The organism is Arthrobacter sp. 01N442, from assembly GCF_056399345.1.
The window spans coordinates 683795-699803 of sequence record NZ_JBFTRD010000002.1; the positions used below are offsets into that span (position 1 = coordinate 683795).

The window sequence follows — 16009 nt, forward strand, 5'->3', positions numbered from 1 at the left end:
TTGTCCGGCTCGAGCCCTGGATCCGCCGCGGGTGGTGGACCCTTCAGCTGTCCCGCAATACTACCCGCGGGTAGGTGCCGGTACTAGGGGAGGACTGCCCTATTAGTTCGCCGGGGAATTCGCCGGGGAGTTCCACTGTGGAGGCATGGTGCAGCAGCCGGTCCCAGCCGGCGTTGATGCCGTGAACCAGGCCGAGCAGCACGCTGGCGGCAAGGAACCAGGACAGCCGGGCAAGCCCGATCAGCACCAGGGCGGCGAAGGCGGCCGTAATGATGAAGAGGGCAATTACAAGGGCGAAAGCCAGCGTCCCGGCGAAGACCATCGTGCCCGTCTCCACTGCGCTTAGATCGAACTGCATTCTTCCTCCTGCACCCGTCGCTTCGGCTGAACCAGTAGCCCGAGCGTAGGGTGCGGGAGGGGCGCCGAACCAGAGTCCCGGGGCGCGTCCGGTGCCTTGATACGGGATCGAAATGCTACCCGGGCGTAGGTCACGGCGAGGTCGCGAAAAGCTCACCGGCGTCGCCGTTTGCGGAGCACTCCGGCCGCCCGGGAGGTTCAACGAGGAAGGGGAGGAGGCCTGCGTTAACCTTGTAGTTGGCAGTTTTCATCGATCCGCTGCCCGAACCCACCCCCCGGCAGCGATTGGAGAATTGCGTGTCCCGTTCCGCGGTGTCCTCCGCCGACGCCATCAGCGCCCGGCTCCGGGACCTCGAACTCCTCACCAAGGGGCCCGCTTGGGCGCTGACCCGCTCGGCGCCGTGGGTGATCGCCGTCTTGCAGGCCTCCTTCACCCGGACCCGGCCCCAGCTGCCGCTGGAGCAGTTCCATGCCGACGTCGACGCCTTCCTTGAGCAGCTCCGTCGCCAGGACCCCGGGCTGGGCGGATCCGCCAACGGCAAGAGCTTCGGGGATGAGTGGACGCGCAAAAGCTTCCTGACCCGTCGCAACCAGTCCGGTCAGATCGTGTACGAAGTTACCGAGCCCGCGGCCCGTGTCCTCGCCTTCCTGGACAGCCTTTCCAGCGAACGCTCCACCCTGAACGGCTCCCGGCTGGGGACGCTGCTGGGCGACGTCGAGAAGCTCGCCAACGAGACCAACCCGGACCAGAGTGCGCGGCTGGAATCCCTGGAGGAAGAGATCGGTGAACGCCGCCAACTGATCGAGGAGATCAGCTCCGGCGAGTTCGACGGACTGCTCGACGACGAGGAGGCCGTCGAAGCGGCCGGAAACATCCTGGACCTCGCCGCGAGCCTGCCCGCGGACTACAAGAAGATGCGCGACCGGATCGAGGAGCTGGTGGGCGAGCTCCGCAACCAGATCATCGAGGAATCCCTCAGCAAGGGCGCCACCATGGCGCAGGTGCTGGAGGCGGACAAGCGGCTGCGGCAGAGCCCGGAGGGCAGGACCTTCCGGTCCTTCACCGCCTTCCTGGAGGACCCGCAGCAGCAGCTCCGCTTCCGGTCCGCGATCGGGGAGGTGCTTAGCCGGCAGTTCGCCGACGAGCTCAGTCCGGACGAGCGCGAGACACTGAAGAACCTGGTGGCCGAACTGCGCAGCCAGCACAGCCAGATCCAGCGGATTTACGGCAAGCTCAGCGAGAGCCTCAACACGTACGTCCAGAGCGACGACTACCGCCAGTCCGTCCGGCTTCGCAAGGTACTGCGTGAGGCCGAGCAAGCAATCCGTTCGCTGCCCTACGAGCGCGAACGTCCGGGCCTGGTCCGCGGCCCGGTGCTCTTCAACGCCGGATTCGAATCCCTTGCCATGGTCAAGCTCTTCGACCCGGACGAGTTTGCCGCGCCGCCCAAACTGGCCGACCCCATCGCGTTCAGCGACTCGGACCGGGTGCGCTCGCCGCGGACCGGCAAGGCCAGCCCCGAGGCGATCCGCGCCGCGTCCGCCGGCGCCTCCACCCTGGCCGAAGCCTGGGCGCAGCTGCCGGAGGAGGAGCGCCACATCAACTCCATCCGGGCCCTGCTCTCGCACGCGCTGCACCAGGGCGCCGGCTTCGACCGCGAGGCCTGGGAGCCGCTGGACTTCGAACAAATCGACGGTTCCACCCGCACCGCCTACCTGCCCGTCGTCACGCTCAAGAAGGATTGAAGATGACCGAAGTTTCCCTGGAAGCACACGACGCGGAGCCCCAGCAAGGGCCGGAGCACGTTCCCGCCGATCCCTTCACCGTCACCCCGCGGGACACGTTTGTCGACGGCGCGGCCTTCTTCCCCGGGGACACCGGCGTGCTCCCGATGAAGGTACGCCAGGCCCTCGTGAAGCTCCTCAAGGGCCCGTACATCGACGGCGGCCGGGACGAGAAGCTGTGGACCACGCTGCTGGACAACCAGCTCATTCTGCGCAGCCGGCTCTCCGAACTTTTCCTGACGCTGCAGCTGGACCACGAACGCAAGGTGGCAGTGCTGCGCCCGGTGGACCCGGAGGCGATCGGCGGCAGCACCCGCTCCAGCATCCTGCGCCAGCAGCGGGCCCTGAGCCGGGTCGAGACCATCGTGCTGCTTCGCCTGCGCCTGCTGCTGGACCGCCACGTCACCGCCCAGACCGACCCCACGATCACGCGCGAAGAAATCGCCGACCTCGTGGCCCACTACCAGCCCTCCGGCCAACAGGACGCGCTGCGCGACGCCGACGTCGTCACCCGCGCCATCACCAAGCTCCTGGCCCGCCAGCTCCTCCTCAGCACCGGCTTGGACGAGGTCTACACCATCTCGAACGCCCTCCCGCTGGCCCTCCCCTTCGAGAACATCGGCGACATCCCGGCCCAAATCGAAGCCCTCATCGCCGCCAGCACCGACCCCTCCGGCACCGAACCCCTGATCGAACTCGACGCCGACCCGGGGACCTCCGGCGACGACGACACGGACGACGACTCAGGGGACGACGCTCAAGGTGACCTGACCAGCGACGACGATGACGGCGATGCCGCCCCGGGAGTGGCATCGGGCCTGTCGGAGCCGCGCGCTGAGCTGATCGAAGATCAGCTGCGCGGCGCAGGGGCGGGGGCGGCATCGCCGTCGTCGTCACCCGACCCGTCCACCAACGAAGCGGAGGCAGCCGAATGAGCATCGCAACCATGCTCCCGATGGGCGAGCTTACGAACCCGGGCCAGATGCGCCTTGCCCTCGTCCAGGTGGTCAACTGGGGCACATTCCATGGCGCCCACACGATGCACGTGGACCGCAACGGCACCCTGCTGACCGGCAACTCCGGCGTCGGCAAGTCCACGCTGTTCGACGCCATGCTGCGGGTCTTCGATGCCCGGCCGCGCTCCAACGAGGCCGCCGCCCAGCGTGCCGGCGGCGCCGTCGAGGACAAGCGCACCACGTTTACGTACATGCGCGGCAAGGTGGGAGACAAAGCCGTCGGCGAGGGCTCGGCCAGCGCCTTCCAGCGCCCCGGGGCCACCTGGTCCGCCGTCGCCCTGACCTTCGACAACGCTGCCGGCACCCGCGTGACCATCTCGGCGCTCTTCGACCTGCCGAAGAACGGCACCGAGTCGAGCGTCGGCCGGTACTACCTGATCGACAACAAGCCGCTGGATCTGTCCGCGCTCGAGGGGATCGCGGAGAAGCGCTTCACCAAGGCGGCGCTGGACGCGATCTTCCCGGACGCCCAGATCTTCGACGTCCACAAGGCCTTCGCCGAGCGCTTCCGGCGCCTGCTGGGGATCAACTCGGACCAGGCCCTTCCGCTGCTTCGTGTCATCCAGGCCGGTAAGGGCCTGGGCGGCAGCGTCAACACCTTCTTCCGCGACCAGGTCCTCGATGCGCCGGCCACACTGGCCGCCGCGGACGACGTCGTCGAGGAATTCAGCAACCTGATGTCCATCCGGCAGCGCCTCGAGGACGTCCGGCAACAGCGCGACCAACTCGCACCGGTCCCCGGACTGAACAAGGAGTACGCGCAGTCCCTGCTCGACGCGAACCGGCTGCGCGACCTCGCCGGCGAGGAATTCGAGGCCTACAAGCAGCAGCTCGCCGTCACCGTCCACGAGAAAACACTGGCCCGGTTCAAGGACCTGGCCCAGGCGAAGGCCAAGGAACTCGGCGCTGAACGCGGTATCCGCGACGGCCTCGCCAAGGAACTGCGGCAGCTTGAGGCGGACTACAACAACCAGGGCGGCAACGCGATCTCAGCGATCGAGCAGTCCTTGGAGAACGCCCGGGTGGGCCTCAAACTCCGCGAGCAGGTCGAGGAATCCGCCCGCAAGGCCCTGACCGACGCGGGCCTGGAACTTGAATGGACCGCCGCCGGCTGGGAGCAGGCGCACGAGCACGCCGCCGCCCGCTCGGCCGAGCTCAAGGACGACTCGGAAGCGCTCAAGGAACTGCGCTTTGAGGCCTTCGACGGCCATGCGACCAGGAAGCGGGAGCTGGCCGCCGCCCAGCAGGAACTCGTCTCGCTCAAGACGCGCAAGTCCCTGCTGCCGCCGTCGAGCATTGAAAACCGCAGCGCCATCGCGGCGGCCACCGGCGTTCCCGAGGAGCAGATGCCGTTCGGCGGCGAGCTGATCGACCTCGCCGAGGGGCAGGAACAGTGGAGGCCGGCCGCCGAGCGTGCGCTGCGCAGCCTCGCCACCACGCTGCTGGTCCCCGGCGAGCACTTCGCCGCCGTCACCCGCTACCTCAACGACCACGCGGTCCGCGGGGCACTGCGCGCCGTCGACGTCTCGAAGCCGCTCGCCGGCGGGGCGCTGGCCGTGCAGGACGCCGCCGACGGCGACCTGCTGACCAAACTGGACATCCTCACCGCCGGGCCGGCCGCGGAGGCGGGCGAATGGATCCGGGAGCGGATCGCCCTCGATTTCGCCTACCCCTGCGTCGAGGATCCGGACGAACTTGCCCGGCTGGACAAGGGACTGAGCCTGGGCGGCGTGGTCAAGCGCAACCGCCACACCGTGGAAAAGGACGACCGCTTCACCTCGCGGCAGGACTACGTCCTCGGCTTCGACAATGCCGCCAAGCTCGAACTGGTCGCGGCGCAGGTCGAGGACCTGCAGCAGGAACTCGCCAAGGCAGCCGAGCTGGCCCAGAGCCGGGAAGAATCCCACCAGGGCATGACCCGACAGCTCGACGCCCTGCGCCGGGTGGCTGACGACCACCGGCCGTGGGAACAGGTTTCCGCGGTAGTGGCCGCCGACGAGCTCGCCCGGATCGAACAGCGGCTCAAGGATGCCCTCGCCGCGCAGGCCGACCTCGAGCCGCTGCGCGCCAACATCGAAGTCGCCCGGCAGAAGCACCAGTCCAGCACCGAGGCCGCGGCCGTGCTGCAGAGCGAGTACAAGGCCCTCGACGCCCAGCTCACCACGGCGGATTCCCTGCTTGACGCGGCACGTCTGCGCCTGGCCCAGCAGCCGCCGTCGGATGCCACCGTCGCGGCGCTGGAACCTTACTTCGCGGAGTTCGGCGACGTGCTGGAGATGTACGAGCTGGACAATCTCGCCAACCGGGTCCGGACGCGGCTGCTGGCCGAGCTGCACGCTGCCGAGTCGCGCGGGCAGGCCACCTCGGAGCGGCTCACCCGCATTTTCGAAGGCTTCGTCCGCGAGTGGGGCACGGCGATCTCCGCGGACCACGGCACCTCAATCGGGGCCGCCGGGGAGTTCGAGGCCCGGTATCACGCGATTGTCAGCGACGGCTTGCCCGCGCAGGAGGCCGAGTTCCGGCAGTTCTTCAACCAGCGCACGCACGAGTCCTTCAGCACGCTCCTGCACCTGCTGGACGAGGAGCGCCGCTCCATCACCAGCAGGATCCTGCCGCTGAACGGGATCCTCTCCGAGGTGAATTTCCACGAAGGCAGCTTCCTGGAACTAGACATCAAGCAGACCCTCCCGGCAACCGCAAAGCAGTTCAAGGACGCAATCCAAAACGCGCTGAAGGTCCGCCACGCCAGGACAGGGAAGGCCTCTGGGCCGGCCGCTGGGTCCGCCGGCGCGGAGGCGGACGACGACGCCGAGCTCACCAGCCGCTATAAGTCGCTCGAAACACTGGTGAAGCGGCTCGGTTCGCAGACGCCCGAGGACCGGCGCTGGCGGGCCGAGGTGCTGGATGTCCGCGGTCACCTCTTCATCCAGTGCAAGGAGCACCGCGAGGTGCAGGGGTCGAAAGCGGGCAGGAACGGCGGCAAGCGGACCGAGGTCTTCATGCACGCGGACACCGGTTCCATGTCCGGCGGCGAGCGGCAGCGCTTTACGGCCTTCATCATGGCCGCGGCCCTGAGCTACCAGCTGGGCATCGCCGAGCAGGGCTTCACCACCTACGGCACCGTCATGATGGACGAGGCGTTCGTGCTGGCCTCGGAGGAATTCGCCGGCGCCGGCATCAAGGCGCTGCACGAATTCGGCTTCCAGCTGCTCCTTGCCGCCCCGGAAAACGTGATCGACCTGTCCCGGCACCTGGGCTCGGTCACTGAGATCCTGCGGGATAAGCGCACCAACCGCTCCGGCGTCCTGACGGCCCCGGTGATCGCCAACGGGTCCGCCACGGAGGGTGTGTGGCGCTCCGAGGCGAACCCGGTGGATATCGTCCTGCGCTGATCCCGGGGCAGCGCGGGCGTTGGCTGTGGCGGCGCTACGCTGTCCGCACGCGCTGCAGGAACTGTGTGGTCCGCCCTGCCAGGCCGTCGATCTGGCGCAGCACGACGGCGGCCGGATCCGGGTTGATCTCGTTTGCCGGGGGTTCGACCCGGACGTTGCGGCAGCAACCGAATTCGGCGCAGATCAAGGTCCCCACCGTGTTGCCGTTGCGGCCGGACTGCCCGGCACGCTTGGCTACCCAGAGCAGCACATCGTCCTTGGAGAGGATGTCGCGGCACAGCTCGCACAGGACTGAACGGTTCTTCTTGGCGCCGCCTTCAGGGGCCCGGAGCATGATTCCGGTGGGACCGTCCGCGCCCGGCATTACCAGGTACCCGCGCAGCGGCATCTTCGCGTCCCGCCAGCCGAGGAAGTCGAGGCTCTCCCAGTCCAGGGTGTCGAAGTTCTTGGGCAGGTTGAGTTTTGCGGCTTCGGACCGGCTCGCATTGATGAAGGACGAGCGGATCTGCTGGGGAGTGAGTTTTTGCATGGCTGAATCTTTCGGAATCGGATGGTTCCGGCCCCGGGCGGGCAGCAGCACGGGAGGGGGCCGGTAGGTGGGCAGGGGGACTGCCAGCATTCGACTCCGGTGTGAACCGGGTGCTTCCGGGGAATCAGGCAGCGGCGGGCGCGGATTGCCGGGAAAGGGCTGGCAGTTGCGCGGCCGCGTAGCAGGCCAAAGTGGCCACCCCGCTGACCGTGGCAGCGGTCATCATTGCGATGCGCATGCTCACTTCCCCTATCTCTTTCCGAATTCACGGCCGGTTCCATTGCACCGGCGGGCCCCATCCTTGCAAAGCCCGGCCTTGCTGTCCAGTTTCAAGCTGCAACCCCGGCCCCGGCCGGCCCGGGTAAAGCACGCGGTTCAGCTGCTGTTCGCTGCTGTCCCCTGGTGTTCACGCCGCCGTTCCTTGCCGGTCGACTGCACTGGATAGCCTGGACGGGTGGCCGAGAACCTTCTAAAACCGGGACCGGGCGGACGGCGGATCTACGTTGCACTGGGGGACTCGTTCACCGAGGGCGTGGGAGACCGCAGCAAGCGCCTGCCCAACGGGGTCCGCGGCTGGGCGGACCGGGTCGCGGAGAAGCTGGCCAAAGCCGAACCCGGGTGGGAATACGCCAACCTCGCGATCCGAAGCAAACGCCTCCGCCACATCATCACCGAACAGCTGGAACCGGCGCTCGCCATGGAACCGACCCTGGTCACCCTGTATGCCGGCGGCAACGACATCCTGGATTTCGGAACCGACATCGACGATCTGATGGATGACTACGAATATCTGGTGGCGAAGCTGGCTGCAAGCGGCGCCACCGTGGTCCTGTTCACGGGTTTCGACGTTAAAGTCTCCGTGCTGCTGGAACCGCTGAAGCGTCGCAACACCCTCTACAACCGGCGCGTCCGTGAGCTGGCTGCCTGGTACGGGGCGGTGCTGGTGGACTACTGGTGCTTCGATGCCTTCCACGACCCCCGGATGTGGGATGCGGACCGGCTCCACATGTCCAAGGCCGGCCACAAATACCTTGCAGCGCAGGTCCTGGACCATCTCGGCGTGCCGCACAACATCAGCCTCAAGGAGTGGGAACCCCCCGCCAGGCTCGGCTTGCGCGACTGGGAACGCCGGCAGCGCCGCTGGGTGCACGATTGGGTGCTGCCCCTCTTTGGCCGCAAACTCCGCGGCGTCACGCTGGGGGATGAGCTCAGCCCGCGCTGGCCCGCCCCGGTGAAAGTCCCACGTAAGGGCGGGTTGAAGAAGCTCCTGGCCGGCTGAGCTAGCTGTCCAGCAGGTTTTCGTAGCCGGGCGCGACGCGGCTGGCGTGGAACTCTTCGACGTCGAAGTCAGCCACACCGTTGACGTAGAAGGGGTCCTTGGCCAGGGCGTCGTCCAGGTCGGCGCGGTCGGCGTTGGAGAGCAGAAGGCCGCCGGTGCGCGGGATCTTGCGGCCGGCCACCAGAAACACGCCGCGGTCGAACGCATCCTGCAGCCACGTGACGTGGGCCGGAAGGTGGAAGTCGACGATCTCTTCGGGCACCTTGTAGGTCAGGGAGACTACGTACATGGCGCCAGCCTACCGCCTGCCCGCGGCAGAGTGGCGGCAGCCTCGATGTTGAACCGTCAAGCATCGAGGCTCCTAGAATAGAGGCATGACCGAACCGCGCTGGCTCAACGCCGACGAACGCCGGGCCTGGCTGGCCCAGCTCAGCATCAACACCCTGTTGCCGGCTGCGCTGGACACGCAGCTGCATGCTGCCGGGAAGCTATCGCTCTTCGACTACAACGTCCTGGCCATGCTGTCCGAGGCGGAGGGGCAGTACCTGCCCATGAGTGAACTCGCGGCACGCACCAGCGCGTCGCTGTCCCGGCTTTCGCACGTTGTCACCAAGCTCCAAAACCGTGGCTGGCTGGAGCGGCGGCCGCACCCGGGGGACGCCCGCGTCACCACCGCCCACCTCACCGACGCCGGCATGGCCACGATCGTGGAGCTCGCGCCGGCCCACGTGGAGTCCGTCCGGGCCCTGTTCCTGGACGCGCTTGATCCGGACGACGTCGCCGCCCTGGCCCGCATCGGCGAGAAGATCGTGTCCCGGCTCGACGCCGGCCATTGGATCCTGCGGGAGAACACGCCTCCTCCCGCCTGACGGGACCGGCCGCGGGTCCTTGGTTGCTCGCAGCAACGGATGGCAGACTGGCTCCATGGATTTCACAGCCCGCTATGTTGCACTCGGAGACTCCTTCACGGAAGGCGTCGGCGACGACGACCCGGGCCGCCCCAACGGCGTGCGGGGCTGGGCGGACCGTGTGGCCGAGCAGCTGGGAGCAGCCGACCCGGGCTTCGGCTACGCCAACCTCGCCATCCGCGGACGGAAGCTCCGCCAGATCCTGGCCGAACAGGTGGACGCCGCCGTCGCACTCAAACCCACGCTGGTGACCATCTACGCGGGGGCGAATGACATCCTCCGCCCCAAGATCGACATCGATGACCTGCTGGCGGAATACGACGACGGCATCCGGAAGCTGAAGGCCACCGGCGCCACCGTGGTGATGTTCACCGGCTTCGACGCGCGCGGCTCCAAGATTTTCGGCACCATGCGCGGCCGGACCGCCATCTACAACGAACTCGTCCGCGGCATCGCCGGGGACCACGATGCCCTGCTGGTGGACTACTGGCGGTTCAACGAGTATTACGACTGGGGCATGTGGGCCACCGACCGCATGCATATGTCCGCCGCAGGCCATGCCAACATGGCCAAGCGGGTCCTCACCGTGCTGGAACACGACCACTCGATCGATGTCCCGCCGATGACGCCGGTACCCGAGCTGAGCCGTTCCGAGGCGCTCCGCGCGAACGCCCGCTGGGTGCGCGAGTTCGCCGGGCCCTGGGTGGTGCGTCGGGTTACCGGCAAGTCCTCGGGCGACGGCCTCTCGCCGCGCTACCCCCAGCTGACCCGCCTCTAGCCCAATGCCGTGCCGCCTCATGCAAGGAGCAGCAACAGGATGAACAGCAGCCCCCTCACCTTCCCTGCTGGCTTCCTGTGGGGAGCGGCCACCGCGGCGTACCAGATCGAGGGCGCCGCCCACGAGGGCGGCCGCGGGGATTCCATCTGGGACGTTTTCTGCCGCGTGCCCGGGGCCGTTGCGGACGGCCACAACGGCGATGTTGCCTGCGACCACTACCACCGCTCGGCCGAGGACGTGGGGCTGATGCAGGAGCTGAACCTGGCCGCCTACCGCTTCTCCGTCTCCTGGGCCCGCTGCATGCCCGACGGCGTGACGCCGAACCCGGAAGGCATTGCGTTTTATTCGCGGCTGGTCGATCAGCTGCTTGCTGCCGGCATCACTCCCTGGGTCACGCTGTACCACTGGGACCTGCCGCAGGCGCTGGAAGACAAGGGCGGCTGGGCGGCGCGGGAAACAGCCGAGCGCTTTGCCGCCTATGCCGCGGTGATGCACGAGGCGCTTGGTGACCGGGTCCGGATCTGGACGACGCTCAACGAACCCTGGGTCTCCGCGTTCCTCGGCTACGCCGCGGGCATCCACGCCCCGGGCCGCCGGGACCCCGCCGCGGCGCTGGCGGCTGTCCACCACCTGCTCTTGGGGCACGGCCTGGCTGTCAGCGCGCTCCGCCGGCTCGATCCCGAGGCGACCCTGGGCATCACCTTGAACCTGACGGTGGCCGATCCGGCAGATCCCGGGCGGGCGGGGGACCTCGATGCTGCCAGGAGGGTCGACGGACAATCCAACCGGCTCTTCCTGGACCCGCTCTTCAAGGGCGAATACCCGGACGATGTGCTCGCCGACGTGGTCCACCTCGGCATGGCCGGCGTCGTCCAGCCGGGCGATCTCGACATCATCTCAGCGCCCCTCGACGTGCTGGGCGTGAACTACTACCACGGGGACGCCTTCACCACGGACCCGGAACCGCACCGGGACGTGGCCGGCGGAGAACCGGCATCGCCGCTCGTCGCGGCCGACGGCGTCCGCCAGGTGCCGCGCGGCCTGCCCGTCACCGGAATGGGCTGGGAGATCCAGCCCGAGGGCCTGCACCGGCTGCTGACCAGGCTGCAGCGTGAATACACCGGCCCGGCCGCTGTGCCGATCTACATCACCGAAAACGGGGCCGCCTTCGAGGACGTTCCGGACGCCGAGGGCTTCGTCGACGACCGGGCACGGCTGGCGTTTTTCGATGCGCACTTGCGGGCCGTTCACCACGCCCTCGCGGACGGTGTGGACGTCCGCGGGTATTTCGCGTGGTCCCTGCTGGACAACTTCGAATGGGCCTTCGGCTATCACCAGCGCTTCGGCCTGGTGCGGGTGGACTATGAGACGCAGCGCCGCATTCCCAAGGCGAGCGGTCGTTGGTACGCGCGTGTTGCGGCGTCGAACGCCCTGCCCGCGGCAAAGGAATAGCCGGCCAGGTTCAGGCGCGGAACCCGGCTGTGGCGAGGATGCCGCCGTCGTTCCGGACGGCGAGCACTTCAATGTCCCAGCCGCTGGTTGCCCGGTTGAGCATGCTGACCCCGCCGGCCACGATGGCCGTCGCGAGTACATCGGCGGTGACTATGTCCGCGGCGGCGACCGAGACCTGGCGGAATTCGCTACCCCCGGCCCCTTGGGTCCAGATGTGGTCACCGCGTTCAGCGGACCCCGAGGTGGCCAACGCCCTGGCACCAGTGCTGGCACCAGTACTGCCGCCCAAGGGGTAAGCGGCGATCAGGGTCGTGCGGTCTTGTGGGTCCACGATCCCGGCCTGCCACGCCGCCCGGCTGCCCGCGATGGGTGAACCCGCCACCAGCACGTCCCCGCCGGCGTTGAGGCACCAGTCGCTAAGCCCCCGCGCCTTCAGCAGGGCCCCGGCTTCCTTGATCGCGAATCCTTTTACCAGTCCGGACAGGTCCGGAACCCCGTCAGGACGTTCCGGCGTGAACGCGCCCTCTGTCCGCAAGCGCCATTCAGCGGCGTCGGCGTAGCAGTTCCGGAATTCCAGGGAGGCCTGCCGCAGCGAGAGCTCCCCGCTTGCCAGCCGGCTCGCCTCGGACTCGGGGCGGTAAAGGCTGAAGCGGGCATCGAGCTCCACGAAACGCTGTTCGACGACGCTGCTGGCGTCTGCCAGTGCGGCGTCGGCGGCTGACGTCCCGTCCTCGGATCCGACCGGAACCGTAAGGCTCACGACCGTCCCCATGCACCGGAAGGTCCGGGCCCGCAGCTCCGGCCGGCCCCGCTCAGAGGTGCGCTGCATCGAGGGCCGCCTGGAGCGAGGTCAGATAAGCATCACTAGTGACGGTTGCGCCGCTGATGGTTTGTACGTTGGCGGACTGGGCCTGGAGGACCTCGCTGCGGAGCAGGGGTGCGGCGTAGTTGCTGATCTGTACCGAGCGGCCGCCGTCGTCGGTGAGCTGGAGGGCGGTGACATCCGAGATGGTGCCTCCGCTGACGGTGATTTGCACCTGGACGGGCCCGAAGCGGGTCTGCACCACGTCGCCGGTAAAGGTGCCGGCCTTCGCCGCTGCTCCGGCCGATCCGGAGGAACCGGCCGAGCCGGAGGTCCCCGACGACGACGCCGAGCTGCCCGCCGAATTGCCGGAGCCTGAGTTGGCGCCGCCCGCCCCCGTGCCCGGCTCCGTGCCCGCCCCGGCGGTAGCCGCCGTGCCGACGGCGCTGGCCGTGTTCGCCACGTGGGCTCCGGACTGCCAGCCGGCCACCAAGATCCCCGCCGACGCCAGGGTTGCTGAAACTACTGCGCGAATTCTCACCAGTCGAACCTTTCGTAATGGAGCTGCTCTTCCCGCACGCCTGCCCGGCGCGCGTCATCGAGGACGTTTCTTGCCCACTCGGCGGGCCCGCAGACGTAGACGTCGGCGTCGCCCAAGCGGGGAGCGTAGCTGGCCAGCCGGTAGCCGGCCCGGGCTTCGGTTTCCGGTAGCCAGGTTTCGATGCCCCGGGGACGGCGCCCGGTCAGATGGAACAGGGTCGCGCCGCGCTGCTTGCAGAGCTCGAGAATCTCGTCGCCCAGGTACAGCCCGGACCGGCTATGGCCGCGGAGGATCACGGTCGCATCGCCCGGCGCGAACGGGGTGCTCTCCAGCAGCGCCCGAATGGGGGTGATGCCTATGCCGGCACCAATCATCACGACGTTCCTCCGGCTGCGGGCCGCGGTGCTGAAGAGCCCGTACGGTCCTTCCACCGCAACCCGGGTGCCGGGCCGCAGGCGGGCCAGGCTCGCGGAGCCGCGGCCGAGGTTCCGGACCGTAATCCGCAGCCGGCCACCGCCGTCGGCGTCGAGCTGCAACGGCTCGGCCGAGAGGCTGAACGGATGCGGGTGCCACCACTGCCCGGGGGCGAGGAACCGCCAGATGAAGAACCGTCCGCCGCTGCCGGCCAGCTCGTCGAGATGCCGGCCCGTCATTTCGATGCTGACCACGCCGTGTCCGGCGGCCACCACTCGGCTGACCTGCAGCTGGTGCCGCACCGTGGCGACGATGGGCTCAAGGACCCGGTAGTGCAGCAGTGCGGCGCCCGTCGCAATGCAGACGGCAAGCCAATACCAGCGCTGCCAGGTGCCCTCGGCGAACAGTCCGCCGACGCTGAACTGGTGCGGCAGCGAGGTCAGCACGGCGGCGTAGGTCAGCAGATGGACGGCGTACCAAAACTCGTAGGGGAACCGACGGCGGACGGCCACCAGGGAAGTGACGACGACGGCGATAAAAAGTGCCGTGGAGACGAACGCCAGCCACATGTCGGGGACATTAACCCACAGGGCGACCGACTCACTGATGGGATTAAGTCCCTCCGCCAGCCCGTAGCCGGTCGCGACCAGGAGGCCGTGCGCCAGCAGCAGGTAGAGGGACGGCTTTCCGAGTTTGCGGTGGAACTCAAGGGCCCGGTCGTGGCCCACCGCGCTGTCGATGACCGGGAGGCGTGCAGCGAGGAGCAGCATGAGCAGCACCAGGTCCATCCCGGCGAGGCCTGCCACGATGCCCGCTGCAGTGAACGTCCCCGCGACGCTGGAGAAGCCGGCAGCGCCGCCGTCGGCCAGCCACAACGCCACGGCCCCCGCCACCGACGCCCAGGCGATCACGGTCAACAGGTCCGCTTTGAACAGCCGCCTGCGGTGCTGGCCCCTGAAGGGGTTGCCGCCGGCCGGCGCCCGCCGGGCCTCGGGCTGCAGGGCAGTCTGGGTTGGTGTGTTCATGGATCCAGAGTCTGCCCATTGCCTTTCATTTTGCTGTGAAAGAACTGCGCCGCTGATGTGACTTCCCTGCAGGAGGACGACGGACGCTTATACACCCTGGAGGGCCGGATTGGTCTTTAATTCGCCAAGCTCGTAGACTTGGTAGGCGCTAGGTGGCGCGGAGCGTGTGCAATTGCTCCGGTTGGCGGAAATGGCTGAGAAATCAGGCACTTCCGGTGGCCGGTAGTTAGGGGCTCAAGTTGCGTGCACTCCTGTATTCGCCCAGTATCCCGGCACTTCGCAGTGATTCCTTACGGATGTTCACCGCCCGGTGCCGGTGACCCACAATCTTCGCCGCAGTGCTGACTGCAGCCGGTTCCGCCGGTTGCCGGATTCCTGCGGGAGTCGGTAGGGACTGGATGCGGACGCCGCCTGTCGCACGGCTACGCGGAACTCCGCCAGCCGTTTCATTTTATTTTCATTAGGAGAGTCGTCATGGCAGCACACTGCCAGGTGACCGGAGCCGAGCCGGGCTTTGGACACAGCATTTCGCACTCGCACCGCCGCAACAAGCGCCGGTTCGACCCGAACATCCAGAAGAAGCGCTACTGGGTTCCGTCCCTGCGCCGCAATGTCACCCTGCAGGTCTCTGCACGTGGCATCAAGACCATCGACGTACGCGGCATTGACGTAGTCGTCGCCGCCATCCTGGCACGAGGAGTGAAGCTCTAGTGGCAAAGGACAAGGACGTACGTCCGATCATCAAGCTCAAGTCGACCGCGGGCACGGGTTACACCTACGTGACGCGCAAGAACCGTCGTAACGACCCGGACCGCATGGTCCTGCGGAAGTACGATCCCAAAATCCGCCAGCACGTCGAATTCCGAGAGGAGCGCTAAACACATGGCTAAGAAGTCAATGATCGCTAAGAACGAACAGCGTAAAGTCATCGTCGAGCGTTACGCTGCAAAGCGCCTCGAACTGAAGAAGGCTCTGGTTGACCCCAACTCGACCGATGAAGCACGCGAAGCCGCACGCCTCGGCCTGCAGAAGCTGCCCCGCAACGCCTCGCCGGTCCGCCTGCGTAACCGCGACATCATCGACGGCCGCCCCCGCGGTACGTTCCAGAAGTTCGGTATCTCCCGTGTTCGCTTCCGCGACATGGCTCACCGCGGTGAGCTCCCGGGCATCACGAAGTCTTCCTGGTAATTCAGCACCCCTGAAGCCAGTGGCTTGAAAGAGGGCCGGCAACCACATGGTTGCCGGCCCTCCTTGCGTTTAAGCCTGCTTGCGTTTTGGGCATGGCCCGCAAGTCCGGGCTGCCCTGCCTCCGCCTAGGCCGGCGGGGTTTCGGCTCCCGCGGGCTCGGGCGGTGACCGAGCACACACCGGCCACTTTCGACGCCGGGGCGTGGTTTCTGCGTCCGTCGCCCTGTTCTGGCGCGGATTTCCGGGGATCCACCTGCTTAAGGGGTCGATTTGTTCCGGGTCGGGTTGGTGTGTAGAGTAGTTCGAGTCGCCGCCGCTGAAGCGGAAAGATAGCGACCGACCCCCTTGTTGAACGGCCTGGAAAATGGTGCGGATTTCCGTGCTGGTTTTTTGGCTGGGGACCCTTCCATTGCTTCGAATTCGGCGAATACGCTGGTTTGCAAAGCGGTTGGTGATCGGGTAAGTTTGAAAAGTTGCTCCGGAGTGATCCTGGACCGTTGGGTTTGGGTGGTGCCGGGTGTGTCTGTTGTTTGAGAACTCAATA

The 16009-nt window shown here is 67.5% G+C and carries 16 protein-coding genes; 10 read left to right on the forward strand and 6 right to left on the reverse strand.

From position 1 onward, the window contains the following. Positions 1-43 precede the first annotated feature (43 nt). On the reverse strand, positions 44-358 hold the full coding sequence (locus tag AC1DNC_RS05635) for a hypothetical protein (protein ID WP_476861560.1): 315 nt from the start codon (positions 356-358) through the stop codon (positions 44-46). Positions 359-654: 296 nt separating this feature from the next. On the opposite strand from AC1DNC_RS05635, the gene AC1DNC_RS05640 reads away from it, so the two are divergent. The 3 genes from AC1DNC_RS05640 to AC1DNC_RS05650 are packed head-to-tail and all read left to right on the forward strand — an operon-like array spanning position 655 to position 6550. Continuing rightward, positions 655-2103 carry a DUF3375 family protein gene (locus tag AC1DNC_RS05640; RefSeq protein WP_476861561.1) on the forward strand — a complete coding sequence of 483 codons (1449 nt, stop codon included), beginning with the start codon at positions 655-657 and terminating at the stop codon, positions 2101-2103. A gap of 2 nt (positions 2104-2105) precedes the next feature. After that, complete coding sequence (locus tag AC1DNC_RS05645) at positions 2106-3077, forward strand: DUF4194 domain-containing protein (RefSeq protein ID WP_476861562.1); 972 nt, start codon at positions 2106-2108, stop codon at positions 3075-3077. Next, positions 3074-6550, forward strand: a complete 3477-nt coding sequence (locus tag AC1DNC_RS05650; protein ID WP_476861563.1) for an ATP-binding protein — start codon at positions 3074-3076, stop codon at positions 6548-6550. The genes AC1DNC_RS05645 and AC1DNC_RS05650 overlap by 4 nt, the downstream gene beginning before the upstream one ends. Before the next feature lie 34 nt (positions 6551-6584). On the opposite strand, the gene AC1DNC_RS05655 is transcribed toward AC1DNC_RS05650, so the two are convergent. Next, on the reverse strand, positions 6585-7079 hold the full coding sequence (locus tag AC1DNC_RS05655; protein ID WP_476861564.1) for an FBP domain-containing protein: 495 nt from the start codon (positions 7077-7079) through the stop codon (positions 6585-6587). A 454-nt stretch (positions 7080-7533) separates the two neighbouring features. Here AC1DNC_RS05655 and AC1DNC_RS05660 point away from each other — a divergent pair, with 454 nt between their 5' ends. Further along, positions 7534-8358: an SGNH/GDSL hydrolase family protein gene (locus AC1DNC_RS05660; protein WP_476861565.1), complete on the forward strand. Its 825-nt coding sequence runs from the start codon at positions 7534-7536 to the stop codon at positions 8356-8358. Position 8359: 1 nt separating this feature from the next. Here AC1DNC_RS05660 and AC1DNC_RS05665 read toward each other — a convergent pair whose 3' ends face one another. Then, complete coding sequence (locus AC1DNC_RS05665) at positions 8360-8647, reverse strand: YciI family protein (RefSeq protein ID WP_476861566.1); 288 nt, start codon at positions 8645-8647, stop codon at positions 8360-8362. 85 nt (positions 8648-8732) lie between these two features. On the opposite strand from AC1DNC_RS05665, the gene AC1DNC_RS05670 reads away from it, so the two are divergent. The 3 genes from AC1DNC_RS05670 to AC1DNC_RS05680 are packed head-to-tail and all read left to right on the forward strand — an operon-like array spanning position 8733 to position 11496. Continuing rightward, positions 8733-9227 carry a MarR family winged helix-turn-helix transcriptional regulator gene (locus AC1DNC_RS05670; RefSeq protein WP_476861567.1) on the forward strand — a complete coding sequence of 165 codons (495 nt, stop codon included), beginning with the start codon at positions 8733-8735 and terminating at the stop codon, positions 9225-9227. Positions 9228-9282: 55 nt separating this feature from the next. After that, on the forward strand, positions 9283-10044 hold the full coding sequence (locus AC1DNC_RS05675; protein ID WP_476861568.1) for an SGNH/GDSL hydrolase family protein: 762 nt from the start codon (positions 9283-9285) through the stop codon (positions 10042-10044). A gap of 39 nt (positions 10045-10083) precedes the next feature. Continuing rightward, positions 10084-11496: a GH1 family beta-glucosidase gene (locus tag AC1DNC_RS05680; protein ID WP_476861569.1), complete on the forward strand. Its 1413-nt coding sequence runs from the start codon at positions 10084-10086 to the stop codon at positions 11494-11496. Between the two features lie 10 nt (positions 11497-11506). Here AC1DNC_RS05680 and AC1DNC_RS05685 read toward each other — a convergent pair whose 3' ends face one another. Genes AC1DNC_RS05685 through AC1DNC_RS05695 form a run of 3 tightly spaced genes read right to left on the reverse strand, consistent with a single transcriptional unit; the run spans position 11507 to position 14278 of the window. Then, positions 11507-12268 (reverse strand): FAD:protein FMN transferase, encoded by a 762-nt coding sequence (locus AC1DNC_RS05685; protein WP_476861570.1) that lies wholly within the window; start codon positions 12266-12268, stop codon positions 11507-11509. A gap of 40 nt (positions 12269-12308) precedes the next feature. Next, entirely contained in the window at positions 12309-12839 is a 531-nt protein-coding gene (locus tag AC1DNC_RS05690) for an FMN-binding protein (protein ID WP_476861571.1), read from the reverse strand. After that, positions 12836-14278, reverse strand: a complete 1443-nt coding sequence (locus tag AC1DNC_RS05695) for a ferredoxin reductase family protein (RefSeq protein WP_476861572.1) — start codon at positions 14276-14278, stop codon at positions 12836-12838. The genes AC1DNC_RS05690 and AC1DNC_RS05695 overlap by 4 nt, the downstream gene beginning before the upstream one ends. Positions 14279-14752: 474 nt before the next feature. On the opposite strand from AC1DNC_RS05695, the gene rpmB reads away from it, so the two are divergent. Genes rpmB through rpsN form a run of 3 tightly spaced genes read left to right on the forward strand, consistent with a single transcriptional unit; the run spans position 14753 to position 15466 of the window. Then, complete coding sequence (gene rpmB, locus AC1DNC_RS05700) at positions 14753-14989, forward strand: 50S ribosomal protein L28 (RefSeq protein ID WP_011693744.1); 237 nt, start codon at positions 14753-14755, stop codon at positions 14987-14989. Beyond that, entirely contained in the window at positions 14989-15156 is a 168-nt protein-coding gene (gene rpmG / locus AC1DNC_RS05705; protein WP_056737121.1) for a 50S ribosomal protein L33, read from the forward strand. The genes rpmB and rpmG overlap by 1 nt, the downstream gene beginning before the upstream one ends. 4 nt (positions 15157-15160) lie before the next feature. Beyond that, positions 15161-15466 carry a 30S ribosomal protein S14 gene (gene rpsN / locus AC1DNC_RS05710; protein ID WP_043485315.1) on the forward strand — a complete coding sequence of 102 codons (306 nt, stop codon included), beginning with the start codon at positions 15161-15163 and terminating at the stop codon, positions 15464-15466. Positions 15467-16009 lie beyond the last annotated feature (543 nt).

Coding starts and splice junctions, on each gene's coding strand:
- AC1DNC_RS05635 (WP_476861560.1), bottom strand. CDS start 358: ATGCAGTTCGATCTAAGCGCAGTGGAGACGGGCACGATGGTCTTCGCC.
- AC1DNC_RS05645 (WP_476861562.1), top strand. CDS start 2,106: ATGACCGAAGTTTCCCTGGAAGCACACGACGCGGAGCCCCAGCAAGGG.
- AC1DNC_RS05650 (WP_476861563.1), top strand. CDS start 3,074: ATGAGCATCGCAACCATGCTCCCGATGGGCGAGCTTACGAACCCGGGC.
- AC1DNC_RS05655 (WP_476861564.1), bottom strand. CDS start 7,079: ATGCAAAAACTCACTCCCCAGCAGATCCGCTCGTCCTTCATCAATGCG.
- AC1DNC_RS05665 (WP_476861566.1), bottom strand. CDS start 8,647: ATGTACGTAGTCTCCCTGACCTACAAGGTGCCCGAAGAGATCGTCGAC.
- AC1DNC_RS05670 (WP_476861567.1), top strand. CDS start 8,733: ATGACCGAACCGCGCTGGCTCAACGCCGACGAACGCCGGGCCTGGCTG.
- AC1DNC_RS05675 (WP_476861568.1), top strand. CDS start 9,283: ATGGATTTCACAGCCCGCTATGTTGCACTCGGAGACTCCTTCACGGAA.
- AC1DNC_RS05680 (WP_476861569.1), top strand. CDS start 10,084: ATGAACAGCAGCCCCCTCACCTTCCCTGCTGGCTTCCTGTGGGGAGCG.
- AC1DNC_RS05685 (WP_476861570.1), bottom strand. CDS start 12,268: ATGGGGACGGTCGTGAGCCTTACGGTTCCGGTCGGATCCGAGGACGGG.
- AC1DNC_RS05695 (WP_476861572.1), bottom strand. CDS start 14,278: ATGAACACACCAACCCAGACTGCCCTGCAGCCCGAGGCCCGGCGGGCG.
- rpmB (WP_011693744.1), top strand. CDS start 14,753: ATGGCAGCACACTGCCAGGTGACCGGAGCCGAGCCGGGCTTTGGACAC.
- rpsN (WP_043485315.1), top strand. CDS start 15,161: ATGGCTAAGAAGTCAATGATCGCTAAGAACGAACAGCGTAAAGTCATC.